This is a genomic window from Marinilabilia sp. (genome assembly GCF_016278715.1).
In the GTDB taxonomy this organism is placed as follows: domain Bacteria; phylum Bacteroidota; class Bacteroidia; order Bacteroidales; family Marinilabiliaceae; genus Marinilabilia.
The window spans coordinates 19605-39448 of sequence record NZ_JADQBH010000025.1 but is presented as its reverse complement, the minus strand read 5'-3'; the positions used below and the strand labels follow the sequence as shown (position 1 = coordinate 39448).

The 19844-nt window shown below is 42.7% G+C and carries 18 protein-coding genes; all 18 read right to left on the bottom strand.

Annotated features, from left to right (window positions below; all coding sequences use genetic code 11):
- Positions 1-36 precede the first annotated feature (36 nt).
- A complete protein-coding gene (locus QZZ43_RS01650; protein ID WP_291855513.1) occupies positions 37-3906 on the bottom strand; it encodes an efflux RND transporter permease subunit in 3870 nt (1289 codons plus the stop codon).
- A gap of 202 nt (positions 3907-4108) precedes the next feature.
- Positions 4109-4480, bottom strand: a complete 372-nt coding sequence (locus QZZ43_RS01645) for a hypothetical protein (protein ID WP_114436325.1) — start codon at positions 4478-4480, stop codon at positions 4109-4111.
- Between the two features lie 267 nt (positions 4481-4747).
- On the bottom strand, positions 4748-5395 hold the full coding sequence (locus QZZ43_RS01640; RefSeq protein WP_114436324.1) for a DUF6448 family protein: 648 nt from the start codon (positions 5393-5395) through the stop codon (positions 4748-4750).
- Between the two features lie 153 nt (positions 5396-5548).
- Entirely contained in the window at positions 5549-6112 is a 564-nt protein-coding gene (locus QZZ43_RS01635; protein WP_291855506.1) for an AraC family transcriptional regulator, read from the bottom strand.
- A gap of 600 nt (positions 6113-6712) precedes the next feature.
- Positions 6713-7198, bottom strand: coding sequence for an RES family NAD+ phosphorylase (locus QZZ43_RS01630; protein WP_114436323.1), 486 nt, complete (start codon positions 7196-7198; stop codon positions 6713-6715).
- A 95-nt stretch (positions 7199-7293) separates the two neighbouring features.
- Positions 7294-7806, bottom strand: coding sequence for an antitoxin Xre/MbcA/ParS toxin-binding domain-containing protein (locus QZZ43_RS01625; RefSeq protein ID WP_291855501.1), 513 nt, complete (start codon positions 7804-7806; stop codon positions 7294-7296).
- Positions 7807-8078: 272 nt separating this feature from the next.
- Positions 8079-8477, bottom strand: coding sequence for a hypothetical protein (locus tag QZZ43_RS01620; protein ID WP_291855498.1), 399 nt, complete (start codon positions 8475-8477; stop codon positions 8079-8081).
- An 82-nt stretch (positions 8478-8559) separates the two neighbouring features.
- Entirely contained in the window at positions 8560-8760 is a 201-nt protein-coding gene (locus tag QZZ43_RS01615; RefSeq protein ID WP_291855495.1) for a GDCCVxC domain-containing (seleno)protein, read from the bottom strand.
- Positions 8757-9551, bottom strand: a complete 795-nt coding sequence (locus QZZ43_RS01610) for a cation transporter (protein WP_114436319.1) — start codon at positions 9549-9551, stop codon at positions 8757-8759. The genes QZZ43_RS01615 and QZZ43_RS01610 overlap by 4 nt, the downstream gene beginning before the upstream one ends.
- 23 nt (positions 9552-9574) lie before the next feature.
- A complete protein-coding gene (locus QZZ43_RS01605; RefSeq protein WP_291855492.1) occupies positions 9575-11230 on the bottom strand; it encodes a multicopper oxidase domain-containing protein in 1656 nt (551 codons plus the stop codon).
- Positions 11231-11421: 191 nt separating this feature from the next.
- Positions 11422-11889 carry a hypothetical protein gene (locus QZZ43_RS01600; protein WP_291855489.1) on the bottom strand — a complete coding sequence of 156 codons (468 nt, stop codon included), beginning with the start codon at positions 11887-11889 and terminating at the stop codon, positions 11422-11424.
- Between the two features lie 45 nt (positions 11890-11934).
- Positions 11935-12321 carry a DUF302 domain-containing protein gene (locus QZZ43_RS01595; RefSeq protein ID WP_291855486.1) on the bottom strand — a complete coding sequence of 129 codons (387 nt, stop codon included), beginning with the start codon at positions 12319-12321 and terminating at the stop codon, positions 11935-11937.
- Positions 12322-12333: 12 nt separating this feature from the next.
- Complete coding sequence (locus QZZ43_RS01590) at positions 12334-12567, bottom strand: SHOCT domain-containing protein (protein WP_291855483.1); 234 nt, start codon at positions 12565-12567, stop codon at positions 12334-12336.
- Positions 12568-12618: 51 nt separating this feature from the next.
- On the bottom strand, positions 12619-13143 hold the full coding sequence (locus QZZ43_RS01585) for a hypothetical protein (RefSeq protein WP_291855480.1): 525 nt from the start codon (positions 13141-13143) through the stop codon (positions 12619-12621).
- A gap of 82 nt (positions 13144-13225) precedes the next feature.
- Entirely contained in the window at positions 13226-13639 is a 414-nt protein-coding gene (locus QZZ43_RS01580; protein ID WP_114436313.1) for a Fur family transcriptional regulator, read from the bottom strand.
- 113 nt (positions 13640-13752) lie between these two features.
- Positions 13753-14085 carry a P-II family nitrogen regulator gene (locus QZZ43_RS01575; protein ID WP_114436312.1) on the bottom strand — a complete coding sequence of 111 codons (333 nt, stop codon included), beginning with the start codon at positions 14083-14085 and terminating at the stop codon, positions 13753-13755.
- 21 nt (positions 14086-14106) lie between these two features.
- Complete coding sequence (locus QZZ43_RS01570; protein ID WP_114436311.1) at positions 14107-15408, bottom strand: efflux RND transporter periplasmic adaptor subunit; 1302 nt, start codon at positions 15406-15408, stop codon at positions 14107-14109.
- A gap of 18 nt (positions 15409-15426) precedes the next feature.
- Positions 15427-19770, bottom strand: a complete 4344-nt coding sequence (locus QZZ43_RS01565) for a CusA/CzcA family heavy metal efflux RND transporter (protein WP_291855473.1) — start codon at positions 19768-19770, stop codon at positions 15427-15429.
- Positions 19771-19844: the final 74 nt, after the last annotated feature.

Genomic DNA, 19844 nt, shown 5'->3' with positions numbered 1-19844 from the left:
TATCCCCCCCCCCCGGGCTTACACCCGGGGTTTTCGCTATTCGTGCCCTTTGGGGCCGTGGGGTGTTTCTAATTTATTTTCTTCGGTGGTGGTTTTTTCCATCGCTCTCTCTTCGCGTAAACTATACAACACAGGAACCACAAAGTATGTGATTGCCGCGGCCATCATACCACCAAATGCGGGAATGGCCATGGGGATCATGATATCTGCTCCCCGGCCGGTGGAGGTTAGGATGGGCAACAACGCGATGATGGTGGTTGCTGATGTCATTACCGCGGGCCGGATGCGTTTTTGTCCGGCTTCGGTAACGGCCTGGCGAATAGCATGCAGACTACCGGGCTTATTACGCCGGAAACTCTGGTCGAGATAGGTTCCCATTACCACACCATCGTCGGTTGCAAGTCCGAACAGGGCTATAAAGCCTACCCATACGGCCACACTGAGGTTGACGGTCTTTACCTGAAACAGGTCTCGCATATGCGTGCCGAATATGGAAAAATCGGCAAACCATCCTTGTCCGTAAAGCCACAGCATGATGAAACCTCCACTGAAAGCCATGGCGATACCGGTAAATATCATCATTGAGGTAGTAAGTGATTTAAACTGAAAATACAGAATCAGAAACACAATTATCAGCACCAGTGGTACGATGATGGATAGCCTTTTCTCTGCCCTTACCTGGTTCTCGTAATTACCGGAGAATTTGTAGCTCACGCCCGCCGGAACGGTTAGTTCCCCGCTGTCTATCCGATCCTGGATGGTTTGCTGTGCATCGTTTACCACATCTACCTCAGCATATCCGTCGCGTTTGTCGAACAGGACGTAACTGGTAAGGAAAGTCTCCTCACTTTTAATCATCTGAGGGCCCCGTACATATTCAATATCCAGAACCTGTTTCAGCGGAATCTGGGTTCCTGTGGGAGTATTTATCAGAATATTTCCCAAAGCTTCGGGATCATCACGCAGTTCTCTGGGATATCGCACACGGACAGGGAATCGTTCGCGCCCCTCCACTGTTGTGGTAATGTTCATTCCTCCGATGGCAGTCTCGATGGTTTGCTGCACGTCCTCAACATTTAGTCCGTAGCGGGATATTTCGTCTCGCTTAATATTAAGGTGGATATATGGTTTTCCGATAACGCGGTCGGCAAAGGCAGCCTCTGCTTTTACCGATGGTACCTCTTTGAGTATTCCTTCCAGTTCCATCCCAAAGGCCTCAATGGTTTCCAGATCCGGCCCATATACTTTTATTCCCATGGGGGCTCTCATGCCTGTCTGGAGCATTACCAGCCGTGTTTCGATGGGCTGCAGTTTAGGTGCCGAGGTAACTCCCGGAATCTTAGCTACTTTGACGATCTCATTCCAGATGTCGTCCGGACTTTGAATGCGTGACCGCCAGTTGCGGAAATAAAGCCCGTCTTCATCGTGGATAAGATCTTCTTTGGTAATTCCTTGCTCCAGAGCTTCCTCGTTTGTAAGGGTGTCTTTATCTATAGTAATGAAACGATCTTCATCATCGGTTTTGAAACGCACCCGATGCCCCCGTTCGCCCAGGGCATATTCCGGTTTGTAGTTGATGACATTTTCGTACATGGAAATTGGCGCTGGATCGAGAGCCGATTCCACCCTTCCCAGTTTGCCGACAGTGAGCTTCACCTCGGGAATATCAGAAATCAGCATATCCAGTTGTCCCAATACTTTCCGGTTGTATTCAACGCCCGAGTGGGGCATGGATGTAGGCATCAGCAAAAAGCTTCCTTCATCAAGGGCCGGCATGAATTCTTTGCCGATTCCCGGGAATGTATGTGTAAGTCCTGACCATACAGATGTGGTTCGAATGTTTACACCAACCTTTTCGAAACCATTGGCCACAAACCCAAAAACTGAGTTGAAACCAAGCCATATCGTGATTCCGAATAATATCAGAATGCCCGGAATCATCAGGAAAGTCTTTTTGTTTTCGAGTGTCCAGTGCAGAATGGGCTTGTAATAACGTTGCAGAACTGTGAAGAATCCCAGTATTACAGCAACGAGCAAAGCAACAAAAAGGATGTTTAGCGCTATGCTTTTCGCCGGGCCCAGCGGGAGCCAGTAGGTGGCCAGAATCCATGTCACGGCCAGCAGTGCCACTATCAGTTCGGCGTTTTGCAGCAAGTGGTGATACCACTTACGATCCTCTCTGTCTGGAATGGCATAATAATGTTTCGTGACTCCAACTGCGCCAAAGAGGAGGAGAACCGTTCCGCCCCATACAGCTCCGAAAATCAACGCAATTACACCAATGACCGCTAAAACCACATTTCCCCAAAGGGATGTTTTTCTGTTTTTGATTTTCAATCCGAAAAACCAGTGAGCCAGCGTGGGCAGAAATAGCAAGGCTACGATAAGGGCAGCTACAAGCGCAAATGTTTTGGTAAATGCCAGCGGTCCAAAAAGCTTTCCCTCTGCTGCCTGCATGGTAAATACCGGAATAAAACTGACAATGGTAGTTGAAACCGCCGTCAGAATAGCCGAAGACACCTCTGCTGCACCATTATATACCGAGGTGATGAGTTTTTGTCCGGGAGGTGCATCATCCACATGTTTGATGACATTCTCTGATAGGATAATTCCCAGATCGACCATGGTCCCAATGGCAATGGCAATTCCCGAAAGAGCAACGATATTGGCATCCACCCCAAAATAGCGCATGGCAATGAAAACCATCAGCACTGCAATGGGTAACAGACTTGAGATCATTAAGGATGCCCGTAAATTGTAAATCATCACAATGATGACCAGAATGGTAATAAGAATCTGCAGTGACAGTGCCTCTTCCAGTGTTCCAAGCGTTTCATAAATCAGCTCTGAGCGGTCGTAAAATGGCACTATGGTAAGCTGGCTTTCGGTTCCGTCGGCCAGTGTTTTTGTTGGAAGTCCGGGGCCTATATCTTCGATCTTATCTTTTACATTATTGATAATTTCCAGTGGATTGGCACCATAACGCGCAACTACCACACCACCTACCACTTCGGCGCCGTCCTTGTCGAGCGCGCCCCTTCGCGAGGCTGGCCCCAGTGAAACCCGGGCTACGTCTTGTATGCGAACCGGAACATTGTCCTGAACCGCCACCACGGCTTTCTCGATATCCTCTACTTTTTTGATGTAGCCAATGCCGCGCACCAGGTATTCGGCCTGGTTAATTTCAACGGTTTTGGCGCCTACATCGCGGTTCGATTTTTTTACGGCAGTCATGACCTGGTGCAGCGGAATATCGTAGGCTTTGAGGGCATCAGGGTCAACATCAATCTGATACTCTTTGACAAAGCCTCCGATTGACGCTACTTCAGATACTCCTGCTGCTGAATTGAGCCCGTATTTTACATAGTAGTCCTGCACAGTACGTATTTCGTGCAAATCCCAGCCACCGGTAGGATTTCCCTCCTTGTCGCGCCCCTCAATGGTGTACCAATATACCTGCCCAAGAGCCGTAGCATCGGGCCCCAGAGTGGGTTGAACATTTTCCGGAAGCAGACTTGAAGGAATGGAACTGAGTTTTTCCAGTATCCGTGAGCGTGACCAGTAAAATTCGATGTCTTCTTCGAAAATGATGTAAATACTTGAAAACCCGAAAATGGAGGAGCTTCGAATACTTTTAACCCCCGGAATACCTAATAAATAGGTGGTAAGGGGATATGAAATCTGGTCTTCGATATCCTGCGGAGAACGGCCTTTCCATTCGGTAAAGACAATTTGCTGGTTTTCGCCAATATCGGGGATAGCATCCACGGCTACCGGGTCGGAAGGGAATCCGCCCAGTTTCCACCCAAAGGGAGAAGTGGAAATACCCCAGGCTACAAGAGAAACGAGCAAAAGCATCGTTACCAGCTTGTTCTCCAGAAAGTATTTTATAATTCTGTTTAGCATGTATATGTTTTTAGAATTTGCAATACGTAAAGACACTAATTGCCCGATTGTCAGGTAAATTAGTGGTTTTTAAGTCCAGTAGGCATACGTATTTATTAATATGTGCCTTTTTAATTCAGACTTTCAGATTGCAGACGATACAAAAATGTGTAATTATACTCTTTTTGATTATTGTGCCTCAGCGACCTCGCGTTCAAAAGTATCACAAACGATACACCTGTTGCAAAGCAAGGCGTATCCCCGTGCAACGGGGATGTAGTCCGGAATGGACGAAAGAAGTGTTGTAATTTATTCTTACAGGTTTCATCTCTACTTCAGATGAAGTCAGGATAACCTGTGGAGCAAACGGCGCCTCCAGACTGAAATTTGTGAAAGAAGTCAGAAAGTCGTTTTCCACCTGAAGAAACTGTGTTTCTGTGTGACAGCAGGTGCTATCGTCGCAGCAAGGGTCTGACTCGGTTTTTAGTTCAACCGAAATAAGCTCCCCTTCACAGTAATGCTTAGACATAGCCAGTCCCGTTGTTGAAACCAACAACAGAGAGGATATGATTATATTAGTGATAGTTCTAAGCATATTTTAATTTATGGAATTACAAATATAACAACAAACTTTTGAAACTAACTTACACAATTTGCAGAAAAACTTGTAATATTTTCTAGAAAAGGGTTCAATTCCCATACACAAGACTGTTACCTACAAAATAATTTTGAGCAGTTTTTCTTGTGAGGGAGGTTATTCAGACCTGAATGTTGAGACAACCAATTGTTTCATTTTAAAAAAAGAATCTTCCCCGAAAATCAACGAAGAAGATTCTAAAATAATTTCGTCATTATGATTTCATTATTTGTGTGCGGAGTGTCCACCTCCATGCTCAATGATGTCATGAACGGATTCTATAGTATGAGTATAATCTACATAGGCCTCCACGTATTCACGGCCTTTATCGGGAGAATCATTTTTGACTTTGTCAAGAGTCTGAACTTTTTCGTATTTCTTCTTTATCACTCTTCCAATGTGGTTGTTTAGTTTTCCAAGTAATTCATCAATATCGTTATTCTTAATTGCCTGATCGCTGAGTTGAATAATTTTCTTAGTCGTACCCGCAGGTTTTAACCCTGTGAAGGGGGCGCCTTCTGTTTGCCGGTGCAGACGCACGAGTGTTTCAAAGAAATGTTTTTTAACAATGGTATAAACCTCTTTGTCACCAGATTTTAAAGCATAGGTTTTTTTGAATAACGGAATAATTTCTTTTTCCTGTTCTTCGGAAATCCATTTCAGGACTAAATTAACATTGTTTGTTTCAAGGGCTTTAGTTGCATCTTTAATTGTAGGTCCATCCAGAGAGTCGCAATGTGCTGAAGCGGGAAGTGAGCCGGCTATCATTAATGAAACGAAAACAATGGACAGGATCGTTTTCAAACTTGTTTTACGGGTTTTAAGAAGACTCTTTGGAGCATTTTTTTCCAAATTCATTTCTGTTGGTCTCATGATAAATTTTTTTAGTGGTTATTATTAAAATTATCCTGAGACAAAAGTACTTTTGGAGGTTTGTTTGTGCGACCTACTTTGCAATGTAGGACTCATCAAATAATCCTTTGAAGACCTATTGCGATATAGGACTTTAAAGAGAAGTCCATTTTGTTAAGGCGTGGGCTGTTTCATTTTATTTCTGTATTCACTTGGAGTAAATCCGGTCATTTTTTTAAATACTCTGTTAAAAGCCGATTTCGTATTAAAACCACAATCGTAGGCAATTCCTAAAAGGGATAAATTTTTAAACTCAGGATTACCAATTCTTGCCTTCACTTCTTCTATTCTATATTGATTGACAAAATCAAAGAAATTGACACCAAATTCTTCATTAATAATCCGTGAGAGATGATGTGAAGGTATGTCAAGTTTATTTGCCAATTCTGGTAGTGAGAGGCTGGCTTCCAAATAAGGTTTTTCGCTAGCCATATAATGTTTTAATTTTTCTGTATAATGGTTAATGTCTGTCTCTTTTAATGATATACCGACATATTTTGCTTTTGGTTCGGTTACATATTCGGTGTTTCGATCAGGATATTGAATGAAAATTTCCTTTTGCTTCAGGCCATAATAACCAATCAGGATAATAAAAAGAGATAAAGAAAGAGTTAACCCGTGAGTGCAGAAAATCCATGAGAACATTTGAAAAATATGATGAACAGTGGCAAAAATCATTAATACCGTCCAAATACCCCCAAAAGAATAAACCAGTTTTCTTAACCAGTCGAGGTTAACATTTTCATACGATGAAAAATTATTAAAGATGTTAATATCCAGTTTTTTAAATCGCCGGATTGATAAAATGAAATAGAATGGTCCGGATAAAACTGTTAGAATCAGGAAAAAATTAAACAGTAAAGGAGCCCCATGTTCAATTTCAACATGGTCTAACCTTATTCTTTCCGACATTTCCGGGAAAAAGGAAGCGATAACTATGAATAGATTGAACAGGATAAACGGAATAAAGTGTAAGAGTTTTCTCCTGTTGAATTGAAACGTCTGGTCAATCAATGCCGAAATATATAAAAACAGGAATGGGCCATGGAGTAACAGTAAAGAAATAAAACTTGCTGAAAGGAGGTGGAAATCTGTAAATAATTTATTTGAAAACAAGGCGTATATGCCTGTATATAAACTCAAATATATTAGCCAGAAAATGAGTATGTAATCATGTGATGCTTTTTTTTTCTGCAAAATCAAAAACGCAAAAAACAGAGCGTTGAATGCAGCTATTAAAAAAATGTATTCCATGGTGGTTTATTACAGCTTTTCAAATTACGTCTCTTTTATCCCCGGTTGTTGAAATCTGCTGTCAAAATTGAAAGGCGTAGCAGATACGACAGAAATCCGCTCAGAATCGGAGTGTTTGGGATTTATTAGGTAATTGAATTCTTGTGGTACGATACTACTTGGGACTTTTAAAACAGCAGCATTTTTTTCTTTCACGAAATCATCACCTATAAACTGAGTCTCCAATATTGGGGGTTTTGAGTCCCAGCGGTCGGGTAGATCCTCCGTTTCTAATTCAAGCATCATAATATCATCCGGAATATCGATTTCTACAAAATGTCTGTCCGTGGGAAGGTCTTCAGTTAGATCAAGGTGTACCGATACCTCTAATGTTGCCAATGCCCTCGATTCGGCAGTATAAACCAAATAGGTGCTTAAACTATTCCAGCGATAGCCTTCGGTTAAGGCTGCGCCAATTCCTTCCAATGTGGTTTCGAGGTATTTCTCCCTTTCAATTCTGAAAACTTTCATCCGTATAAAAAATGATTATTTAAGGTCGAATGGAATTTGCGATTCTTTTATACATGGAGGCAGATTTAAGAAATCAAAGCTCCATGATCGTCTTATTAAGCCAGGTTTCCGTACTCCAATCTACTTAGGGTGTTACGAACCTCCTGTATCCCCGTTACTGAATCAAACAAGCTTTCCGGCGGTACATTTCCTAATGAGACGTTTGTTTTTCTCAACCAACGGTGAAACTTTTCTTCTTCATTATTGAATACTTCAAGTCCAAAATCAAGTACTTCTGATAATATAAGTATTACCTCACTGTTTCTGCCACTTAGTAGGTCGTTCTCTTTTTTCTTCTTGTTGTATGTGGTTTGGGGAACGCCCAGATAATGTAATAAATGCTTAACCGGCAGGTTTGCTTTTTTGCCAATAACTTCCACCGATTCGTAAGGCACACCGTTACGAATTGCAGCAACCCTCTCTATCTTATTGCTCCATGTAACTTTTCCTTTTGAAGTGACAATAACCCACCTGGAACCGGCAGCCCTCGTCTTAACAGCACGTTTTATGCTATGCCGGGGATCAAAAGTTTTGATATTGGATGTTCGTTTATGTTCTCGTGTAGTCATGGTTACCTATTTGCTGTAAATATACAGTAAAATGACTGTAATACCAATTTTTTCATAATGGTTCAGATCAATCCTCCTCGTTTAACTGTAGAGCGTAAATTAGCAAAATATCACTGAATATCTTTTTCATCAAGAAGAAAATGGAGAACTGCTATGTCAATCTGGATAAAAACCAGGGAGTTCCAGCCTGGTATGGGTTTAGTGGACATAATTATCCAGCCATGTCAATTTCATTGCACAACTTTGGCTATAATGCTATCCGAATAGAGCCTTTAAACCAAATCCTGATTCAAGCCAGTTCTTCGAAATGTCAAAAGAGAGAACAAATTTAGCCGTAAATACAATGCAACAAGTCCCGAAAATGTCTGAAATTGCAGGTTCAGCGAGTGCTTTGCTACTGCTTTTTCTTCCTTTTCAGGGCTTTTGGGTATAATTGAATTGCTTTTGAGTACTTCGGGAGTATATTGCGAATGCTTTTGAGGACATACCCGATTTTGAAGAGTATATCTTGCCTTATAATGACCGCTTTTTGGAAAAAATATACCGTATCGGAGTGCTTTGCCGGAAATGGCACGAAAAACCGAGAATGTTCGGTTACATTGTAGGGTATAAACAGCAATAAGCCCGTTGCTTAGGCTTATTGGTTGATAGAATTTAAGTATATCGGGCATAATTATTTAATTATACCCTTGATGGATAGCAGAGCTAAGATAGGAAAATTAGAAATTAAAATTGTGCCAAGGAAATAATATTCTACATCTTTTTAAAAGTAAGACACTTAACAGTACCAAAAGAACAAAACACGCAACAATCGCCCTGTTTTGGTTTTAAAACGGTATGGCAATTTTTACATTCATAAAAGAACTGACATGAATCCTCCGGCATGGTTTCTTCCTTTTGGAAACCGCATTGAGGACAGGTTATGATTGATTTTAATATGACTTGTATACTCATTTCCCAAGTTTTAATATCCTGAAAGCCCCCCTCACCACGATTAAGAATACAATTGCCCCAATGATTAAGTCAGGGTATTTTGACTGGGTCAATAATACCAATATACCTGCCACGATAACACCGGTATTGATAATTATATCGTTTGACGTGAAAATCATGGTGGCTTTCATGTGAGCTTCTTCGCTTTTTGATTTTTGCAAAAGATAGAGGCAAACAGAATTGGCAATCAATGCCAGTACCGATACAATTATCATGGTTTGAAAATCCGGCACTTCTTCAAAACTGATAAACCTGCGTATTACCTCGGTAAGACCAAGCAGGGCCAATGCCAGTTGAAAATAGCCACTTAGTTTGGCTACTTTTTTCTTGCGGATTACCGTTGAACCTACTGCCCAAAGGCTTAGACCATAAACGAAAGCATCTGCCAGCATATCCAGTGAATCGGCAACCAAACCCATGGATTTTGAAATAAAACCCGTTGTAATCTCTAATATAAAAAAAGCAAAATTGATAATCAGTACCGTCCAAAGGAGTTTCGATTGTACCGATGTATTGTCAATAAATTCATCCTGATGGACAATGATAGTTTCTTTGTGTTCAGCGCCTAAATTGAGTTCTTTCAGGCTTTTTTCGATTTCCGGGTTTTCTTCGGAATGAAAAACAGTAAGTTTCCGGTTTTCAATATCAAATACCAGACGTTTAATCATGGGAAGCCCTTCCAGTTTCATCCGGATGAGAGATTCCTCAGAAGGGCAGTCCATTTTGCTGATGTTGAAAGTGCTCTTTATCAAAATGTTATCTTTATTTAAGTTGTTTATTCGATTTTGAAATTTCGCATCATACCCATATCCTCATGCTCCAGATTATGGCAATGATAAAGAAAGAGGCCTTTGAAATCCTCAAACCGCATTATTAATTTAACCTTCATACCCGGCATCAGTAATACTGTATCTTGCCATCCTTCGTCAATGAATCCATCTTTTACAGAGTTCCAAATCCTACTGTCCATACCTGAAATATCTCTTTCAAGAATATTGAATTGCAGATGATGAATATGAAAGGGGTGTGGCATTTGCATTCCACCACCCATCATATTTTCACGATTGCGATCTTGTTCTCCGCGCCCCCTCCGTCTCCATCTGCCGTTCATCCATTTTCTGTCATTTTCCATTCCCCAGCTCCCGGTGTTTGCGATTTCCCAAATTTCGGTGGTGTTCAGCTTTACGGTTTCTTCTTCCGTCACTCCTGTCATTTCCCAGGTCCTGCCATTTATTGTCCATTGCATCCGCCTCATGAAAAAACGGAACGTTCTTGGATTGTCCCTATTGACAGCAATGGCCGGATCAATTTTGTTGAATTCTGCAAGTCTTTGTGGAAGCTCAAAGTTGTTGTTCCCTGTTTTATCAATATTAATATTTAATATTTCATAAGTACTGCCCAGAGGAAGGTTATTCCGGTCCCGGCCTCTCATTCCGCCCATCATCCCCATCATTCCGGGAGAGAATGACAAACTCTTTAGGGTCATTTGTGAACCTTCGGACCTGTTCGTTAAATCGAGCCATACATCGACTCTTTCGGCAACGCCCAACATTACATAGGCTTTAGATTTAGGGCTATCCAGTAAGCTACCATCCTTACCAATAATAACAAGTGGCGTGCCGTCTTCCCACGCGAGCTTATAAAAGCGTGAATTAGACCCATTGAGAATTCGGAGGCGATACTTGCATCCGCTTTTAAGGGAAAGCTTCCTATCTGGCTTTCCATTGATAAAAATCCGGTTGCCAAGGAAGCCATTCATTCTCTCCATGCGGCCTCTGGTAAGATATACCAATTGGTTCCTGTTATCGATTGTGCGATCTTGGATAACCACAGGAAGATCAAATTCGCCACCTGGCAGATTTAATTTTTCTTCTTCTTCATCAGTTACTATAAAAAGACCTGCAAGCCCATTGTAAACCTGTGGGCCGGTACGTCCGTGGGGGTGCGGGTGGAACCAATAGGTGCCGGCACGGTTCATTATTTCGAATTCATATATGTAAGTTTCCCCATTCCTTATGACATCTTTGGGATGACCGTCATCTTCCTCCGGAACGTGCATACCGTGCCAATGCACGATGCTTTCTTCAGGTAACTGATTTTGAAATCGTATCCTTGTTTTTTGACCTTTGCGAACGCGTATGACCGGGCCCAAATAACTGTCGTCCAACGCTTCAAGCGATTCAGTATCCCCGCTTAGTAAGTTGCCTTCAAACATCCATACCCGCGTATTACGTCCTTGATATAAAGAAATCTCATGTTCCTTTGCAGTCAACTCTATATCCAAATCCGGTTTAAAATCAGGGTTTGGTTTTTTATTATTATCTTCTGAAACACCATTCAAGGGTGTCAAAAACGGCCAGGCTATAAAAACGGTTGCTCCCATCCCCCCAAGCTTTATAAAGTTCCTTCTATCCATTTTCTCAGCACTCATATCATAAAGTTTAAATTGTTACTGTATTAAAGTCTTTTTGCTACAAACCTTAAAGCATTTACGACCGCCATATAGAATCAATGTAGATGCTGCATGAAACCATCAGCATAAAATCCCGCCCCAAAATAGACCGGGAACTGAATATGAAGTGATTATGAGGGAAGCAATACCCGGGCCAATCCAAAAGTTTTTTATTTCTTAAATAAAACCACGTTTAACGGAATAAATGCGCCCACTTTCAAGCCCCAATCAATATTATCGACGGGGGTAAACAGGAACACAAAAGCATTTCCCACATTACCTAATTTAAAATTAGGCCCTGATTGTAGGATAAATTTATTTTCATCAAACATATACTCTTCCGCCACAACCCACGATACCGGAATTTTGTTCTCAAACCCGCTCAACCAGTATTCGTTGAAATTATATATAGAATTAACATAGGGCGTGTAACCCACCGACAGGTATGTTTTTTTGTTAAACATGGCGCCCAGCTCGGCATGGATACGTGTCATTTCTGTTTTGTTACCCTCAAAATCGTACATTACAAAGGGGTTAACACGCACCCCGGCAGTAACTTTTAACCGTTCGCCCTCCTGAGCATTCGTGGTGAATGCCCAGAAAAGTGCGAAGGTTAATAACAAAAGTTGTTTTCTCATTTTAAAAAGTTTTGAATATGTACCCCATATAAACTCCATGCAGCATTATAGATTCTCAATGACCTTTTCAAGTTTCGCCCTGATTTCATTGGCGATATCACTTAATTCGTCATTTTCAACCGCCTGCATGGAAGCCACCGGGTCAACGGCAGCTACTTCTGTTTTGCCATTATCCAGTTCCTGCACAATTACATTGCAGGGGAGCATGGCGCCTATTTTGTTTTCCGCTTTCAATGCTTCATGAGCAAAGGGTGGATTGCAAGCCCCTAAAATTTGGTATTTTTTGAAATCTACGTCCAGCTTCTTTTTTAATGTAGCCTGTACATCAATTTCGGTCAACACCCCGAAACCTTCTTTTTTTAGTTCTTCGGTTACAATTTTAATGGCTTTGTCGAAACCGTACTCTGTTGTTTTTTCAATGTAATACTTCATGATATTTTTATTTTACATTAAATCTTTTTTTCGTTCTTCAAACTCCTGTTTGTTTATTTCGCCACGGGCGTAGCGCTCTTTTAAATAATCGAGCGCCGACTTACTTTCGGGTGGGTTGCCGGGGCGGTTATTTTGACTCATTCCTTTAACAACCATCCAAACAACGGCAATTACGATAATGAGCCCTATAACCCACCACCAGCCCATTCCCATTCCCCATCCGTGACACCCAAATCCATCCATCATAACATTCTCCTTTCTTTTTATCGCTTGTTTTTTTAAAAACCGAACTGGTGTTTACCAACAATTGCTGCGACGCGACATCATCATCTGTTTACGAGAATTCATTCCCATATTACCTGCGTGCCAGCAATTTTCCGACACATCCCACCAATTGTAATTGTTGTTGTTAAAGTAGGTAAGCTGCTTTTCAGAGAGAAGTTTTTTTACCTGAACTTTTGTCTCCAGGTTGATATCCTCAATCTTTTCTTCCTTATCGCGAATAGTGCTTCTCAGTGATTTCACCTTTTTTACATCCAGCTCAGGATTTGAATTAGCAGCCCGGTATTCCATTCTCAAACTGCGAAGCTCATTTTCGATTGGAAGCTTTTTCTCGTAACTGTTTTTACGTAGCTCATTGATTTCCGTAATTTGTTCGGCTGATAAGGCATATTCCGCCGGGGTATTGTTGTTCCACCATTGGGCATTAGCGTTTACCGACCAGTTTGAGTTACAACAATGAGGTTGTGCCATTGCCTGCGATGCAGAAAAAACAATCAATCCTGCAAGTAAAAAAGCCATTTTAAATTTTCCAGTTTTCATAATTAATAATTTTTAATGTTAGACATTCTAATAATTTCAACATCAAAATTACCAATAAGTTAGTGCAACACTATTGCAAAGTTTAATCGCAGCGCGGGCACACCCCGTTAATGATGAATTGCGCATTATCGTAGGTGTAGCCTTCAGGCAGTTTAATGTTGGGAATTGGAAGTTCTTTCATGCAACGTGTTCTGCCGCAACGGGTACAATAAAAATGAACGTGCAGGTCATGTATATTACAGGTACATTCATCATCGCAAACGGCATACTTCACCGAACCTGAACCATCATCAACGGTATGTACAATGAAATTGTCCTCAAATGATTTAAGCGCCCTGAAAATGGTTGAACGCTCCACTTTTTCAAATCGTTGCTCCAATTCCGCCAGGCTCAGCGCTTTCCCGGATTCCGCAAGTGTTTTATAAACCAGGGTGCGCATGGCTGTTGGTTTGACGTTTTTCGATTCGAGTTTCTTTTCAATTTCATTATTTTCCATAACGGTAATTGTTTGACAATAAACAACATTTTATGTTTTTCAATTCCAAATTTACTAAAATTGAAAACAATTGCCCCGACCTTTATTTCAAAGTAGAAGGCAGGGGTAATAAATTATTTCATCCCGTTTTCCAATCCTTTTTTTACCCGGTACACTTTTTCAACATCAGAAACATAAATCAACCCATCGCCGGGGTTTAATGTTTTGCCCTGTTCTGAAATAATTTGTACCACTTTGTCCACATCATTTTTATCGACTACAAGTTCCAGTTTGGCCACTTCGCTTTCGGTAATGGAAAATTTTTGTGAGACAAATGCATCCTCATCCTGTAATTTTCCGGTGCCTTCAGCCGATGAAATGGTCATGTTTTCAAAACCTGCATCTTTTAAATGATGCACGATGTCATCTACTTTATTGGGACGTATAAATGCTTTTACTTCTTTCATATCTAATCATTTTAGAATTAATTAATCATCATCACCAGCTTCGTCTTTTTTCAAATCAGATAAAAGGTAGTAAGCTGTGTTCATTACAATCTGTGTATCATCGGGCAGGGGATTGAGCAATTTTACCTCTGTATAACCTTCATCCTGCAAGCCTGCAACTACTTCTACCATGCGGAAAGCCATCACTTCATCGCCCTCACCTTCATGTGTGCCTTCTTCATGTCGGGCATGCTCCTCATCGCTTTCTTCTGCGTGTGTTTCATCATGCGCGTGTTCGTCTTCGTCAGCATGGTTAACCTCATGCCCGTGTTCCGCTTCGGTGGCTTCTTCATCCAGCACGAAAATATAAGATTTGGTTCCTTCGGAAACAATGGCGTCGTTGGGTAATGTGCGGGTATAATTTTCATCGGTAAGAATGTGGCCTGAAATGTACATGCCCGGAATAAGGCCCGGTACGGTTTCATCCAGACTGGCATGCACGTGTACGGCCCTGGCATTGGCTTCAAATTCCTGTCCGATGGCAAAAATCGTTGCCGTGAGCTCCTTATCGGGAATATTGGCTGCGGTAAAATGTACCTTTTGTCCTTTTTCCAGTAAATGCACATCATTTTCGTACACCAGGAAATCGGCGTGGATTTCACTGTTGTCGGTAATTTCAAAAAGCATGTCCTGTGCCCCGGCATACGTGCCCACTTTCACGTCTATTTCATTCACGTACCCATTGATGGGCGAAACAATGGGTACGCTGTTGGAAATCTCTCCCTCTTTAACTTTTTCGGGCGAGAGGTGCAGGAGTTGCAAGCGGGCTTTCAATCCCTGGTACTTTGCCTTGGCCGAATTATATTCCGACTTTACCTGTTGGAACTCCCTGCCTGCACCTACGTTGTTCTCGAAGAGTTCTTTCTGGCGTTCATACTCCATTTCCAGGAATTCGAGCCGGCTGGCTAATTCGGCAAAATCTTCCTGTAGTTTGATATAATCAGGGTGTTCGAGAATGGCGAGGGTTTGCCCCCTACGCACCTTGTCGCCATGGAAAACTCTGATATCCCGCACATTTCCCCCGATTACTGCCGTAACTTCTGCCGAGCTTGCGGGCGGCACCTGCATCTCACCGTTTGTTTTTACCATGGTGGTGAGGTTTCGCATTTGGAAAGTCCCCAGTTCTAAATCCAGGGCTTCGCGTTGCTGTGGATTAAGCAATACCACGCCTTCGGGGCCCTCTTTTTCCGTGTGTTCCCCGGGTTCACTGTTTTTGCTTTTGTTGTTGTTGCACGACATGAGTGTAACTACTGCAAGAAGCGCTATAATTATTTTTGATTTCATTGTTATCTGTTTTTAAAATTATTGACCTGTAATGAATTCCAATTGTTCTTTAATTTCGAAATATTCCGCCAGCCGGGACAAATATTCCTGCCTTGTTTTAATGGCTGATTCGGTATTCTGGATAAACTCTATATAACCGAGGCTGCCCAAACGGTAACCCAGGTTGGCGGCTTCAATTTGTTCGTCGGCAAGCGGCAGCGCTTCGTTTCTATAATATTCCAGCACATCGCCCATCACCCTGTACCGGCTTAAGAGTTCTTTGTACGAAGCGTTCAGTTCGAGCGCCCGCTGCTTGTATTGCTGCCCGTTCATCTCGTAATTAATACGGGCGGCTTTTGTTTTGCCCGACTGGGAAAAGAACAGCAAAGGAATGGAGAAACCGGCCTCCCATCCATAATAACCGGATGTTCCATCGACTGATTGCCGGGAATACCCCAAATCGAGCTTAGGCAAAAAATTTGCTTTTTCGGCTTTCCACTCTGCTTCGGAAACATCCAACTGTTGCCTGTAAAGATTAAGCAAAGGGACGGCGTTTAACGAATCAAGCGGGTAGGAAGTTTGAATGGTTTCATCCCATTCCTGGCCGGCATCGGCAATTTCAACGCCACCGGGGTACATCAGGTACTGGTTCAGCACTTGCAACGAAGCCATGTATTCGCTCTCTGCCTGTTTCATGTTTACCATTAATTCCTGGTATTTGGCAGAAGCCGCCAGATAAGCTACTTTGGATGTTTGCTGGGTTTCGAAACGCAATCTGGCAGCCCTGAGGAAATCGGCATAAACACTGTCGAGCCGGTTATACAATTGGGTTTGCTTTTTGGCTACCAATGCCCGGTACCATGCTAAACTCACGTTTCTGACCAGCTCCTGTTCAGTTAATTCAAGCCTTGATTCGGCAAGGTTGATACGCGATTCATTCAGCTTGTTTTTGGCAGGTATGCCAAACAGGTCAATTTCCGATTGCGCTACCCCAATTTGGTTTTGAATACCCACCTCACCATTGCCGGTCTCCTCCTTTCCGGTGTAGATAGAGGTGTTGCCCAAATCATAAGCTGTAGCTTTCAGGGCCTTTTGTTTCTCGACATTGAGCGAAGCGGCTTTTAAGGAAGGATAGTTTTCCTTAGCCCGTTCGATAGCCTGTTCAAGGGTAAGGTTGTTTTCCTGTGCTTTCAGGCTGCCCGAAATTCCAAGCCCGCCGATAATAAACAACAGGATTATTACCGTGGTATTGAGTTTGGGCGCTTTCAGTTTTGTTTTGCCCGACTCTACCATTTTATATAAAACAGGCAACACGACCAGTGTTAGAAGCGTGGACGTTAACATTCCGCCAATGACCACCGTTGCAAGCGGACGTTGCACTTCCGCCCCTGCTGATGTGGAAATGGCCATAGGCAGGAAACCGAGTATATCAGTTGAAGCGGTGAGGAAAATAGGGCGTACCCGGCGAATGGAACCTTTTTTGATAATATCTCCAAGGCTAAGTTTCCCCTCTTCTTTTAACTCGTTAAAACCGCTAATCAATACCAGACCGTTTAACACAGCAACGCCAAAAAGCACGATAAAACCAACCCCTGCCGAAATACTGAAAGGCATATCCCGCAGGTATAGCGAAAATATTCCGCCCACAGCAGCCAGGGGAATGGCCACATAAATCATGAGAGTTTGTTTAAAGGACTTGACAGCAAAGAAAACCAACATAAATATCAATGCCAGGGCAAGTGGCACAACTAAAGCCAATCGTTTTGATGCTCTTTCAAGATTCTCGAAAGCACCACCGTAGCGGATGTAGTAACCCGAAGGCAATTCCAGTTCTTCATCAAGGGTTTGCTGTATTTCTTCCACCAGCGATTTAACGTCCCTGCCTTCCACATTGATACCTACATAGGTACGCCTGTTGGTATTGTCGCGGCTTATTTGCATCGGCCCGGGCTGATAGCTGATTTCCGCTACCTCTTTCAACGGAACCTGGTTGCCGGAGGGGGTGTTTACAAACAGGTTCCTAAGGTCGTCAATGCTTTGGCGGTGTTCTTCATCAAGTCGAACCACGAGGTCGAACATCCGTTCGCCTTCGTAAATTACCCCGGCAACGCCTCCGCTAAATGCCGTTTCAACCACGGTATTGAGGTCCTTAATATCGAGCCCGTATTGTCCCAGTTTGGTGCGGTTGTATCTGACTGTTATTTGAGGTAAACCACTGGTTCTTTCAGCACTTATACCTGCAATGCCTTGAATTCCTGCAATTAAGCCTGAAATTTCTTCGGCTTTGTCGGCCAGCATATCCAGGTCATCGCCATATAGTTTTATTGCAACATCCTGCCTGACACCGGTTAAAAGTTCATTAAACCGCATCTCGATGGGTTGCGTAAATTCATAGTTTATTCCCGGAAGGACACTTACTTTTTCTTTTACCTTATCAATCAATTCCTGTTTTGATTCGGCCTTTGTCCATTCACCCTGGGGTGTAAGGATGACAAATATATCGGCAATATCCATGGGCATTGGGTCCATTGGAATATCAGCAACTCCGATACGGCTTTGAACAGACTCCACTTCATCTGGAAAATTCTCCAGTACTATTTGTTCAAGACGGGTAGATGCATCCTGCACTTCCGATAAGGATGTTCCAGGTTTCAGGAAAGCCTGAAATGCAAAATCGCCTTCGTCCAGTTGAGGAATAAATTCGGCTCCCATGCGTGAGAAAAGAAAACCACCCGAAACTAAAAGTATAAGTGCAATTCCCAATACAAGTCTTCCTTTGCGCAAAGCCCAGCCAATTACGGGTTCGTACAGGTTTTCGAGTTTCTCTATAAAACGCTCACCCCAGGTTTTTTTATCTGTTTTTGGTGGTCTCAGGAAAAGTGCAGCCATCATGGGTATGTAAGTAAGACACAGTACCATAACACCCAATACGGCAAATCCAAAGGTCATGGCCATGGGTATAAACATCTTGCCTTCCACACCCTGCAATGCCAGTACCGGGATAAAGACAATAAGGATAATCAGCTGCCCGAAAAATGCAGAGTTCATCATTTTACTGGCTGAATTATAAGCTATTTCGTTTCGCCGGGGCAATCCCAGTTTTTTCCCGATAAATTCGTTCCGGTGTAGGTAAAAAATCATGCTCTCCACAATGATTACCGCTCCGTCAACCAGAATCCCGAAGTCGATGGCCCCAAGGCTCATCAGGTTAGCCCACACACCAAATACTTTCATCATGATGAAAGCAAACAGCAAAGCCAGTGGTATGGTCGATGCCACCAGTAAACCGCCCCGAAGATTGCCAAGGAAAATAACCAGGACAAAAATTACAATCAGCGCCCCAATCGACAGGTTTTCGGCAACTGTGGATGTGGTGCTTTTTATCAGTTTGCTGCGGTCGAGGAATGGTTTTATTTCCACCCCTTCGGGTAAGGATTTTTGGATTAACGCCATGCGTTCTTTTACATCCTTGATTACATCGTTGGAGTTTTCACCCTTCAGCATCATCACGATACCGCCTACGGCTTCGCCTTTACCGTCTTTAGTAAAAGCCCCGTAACGCACAAAACTTCCGTACTTTACTTTGGCTACATCCCTTATAAAAACAGGTTGCCCGTTTACATTGGCTACCGGCGTGTTGCGTATATCATCAATCGAACGCATTAAACCTTCGCCACGGATAAAGTTGGCCTGAAAATTTTTTTCGATGTATGCCCCACCTGTGTTTTGGTTGTTCTCTTCTAAAGCCTCAAAAACGTCAGACATGGTCAGGTTCATGCTTCGAAGCTTATCGGGGTTAATGGAAATTTCGTATTGTTTTCCGCGCCCTCCAAAGGAATTTACTTCAACTACCCCCGGCACCATTGCCATCTGGCGTTTTACAATCCATTCCTGCATGGTGCGCAGTTCCATGTCGTTATACACAGTGTCGTAACCGGGCTGAACTTCAAGGGTGTACTGGTAAATTTCACCCAATCCGGTACTGATTGGCGCCATAAACGGGTCGGCAAAACCCTCCGGGATTTTTTCCTTAATTTCGGACAGGGCTTCGCTTACCAACTGTCGTGGAAGGTAGGTTCCCATGTTGTCCTCGAAAACGATGGTAACCACCGATAATCCAAACCGGGAAACCGAACGTATTTCGATAACCCCCGGCAGGTTGGCTACCGAAAGTTCCACCTGATAGGTTACAAACTGCTCAATGTCTTCGGTGCCCAGGTTGGGCGCGGTGGTAATCACCTGCACCTGGTTGTTGGTAATGTCGGGCACGGCATCCAATGGCACTTTGGTCATCGACCAAATACCACCGATAATAAGCCCAATTGTCATCAAACCAATGAGGGCTTTGTTTTTGATTGAAAAAGATATTATACTATTTATCATTTGATTTCCTTAATTTTTAATATGAATACCATCAAGTGTGTTTTCTCTATGAGTTTAAACATAGAAAACTTAAT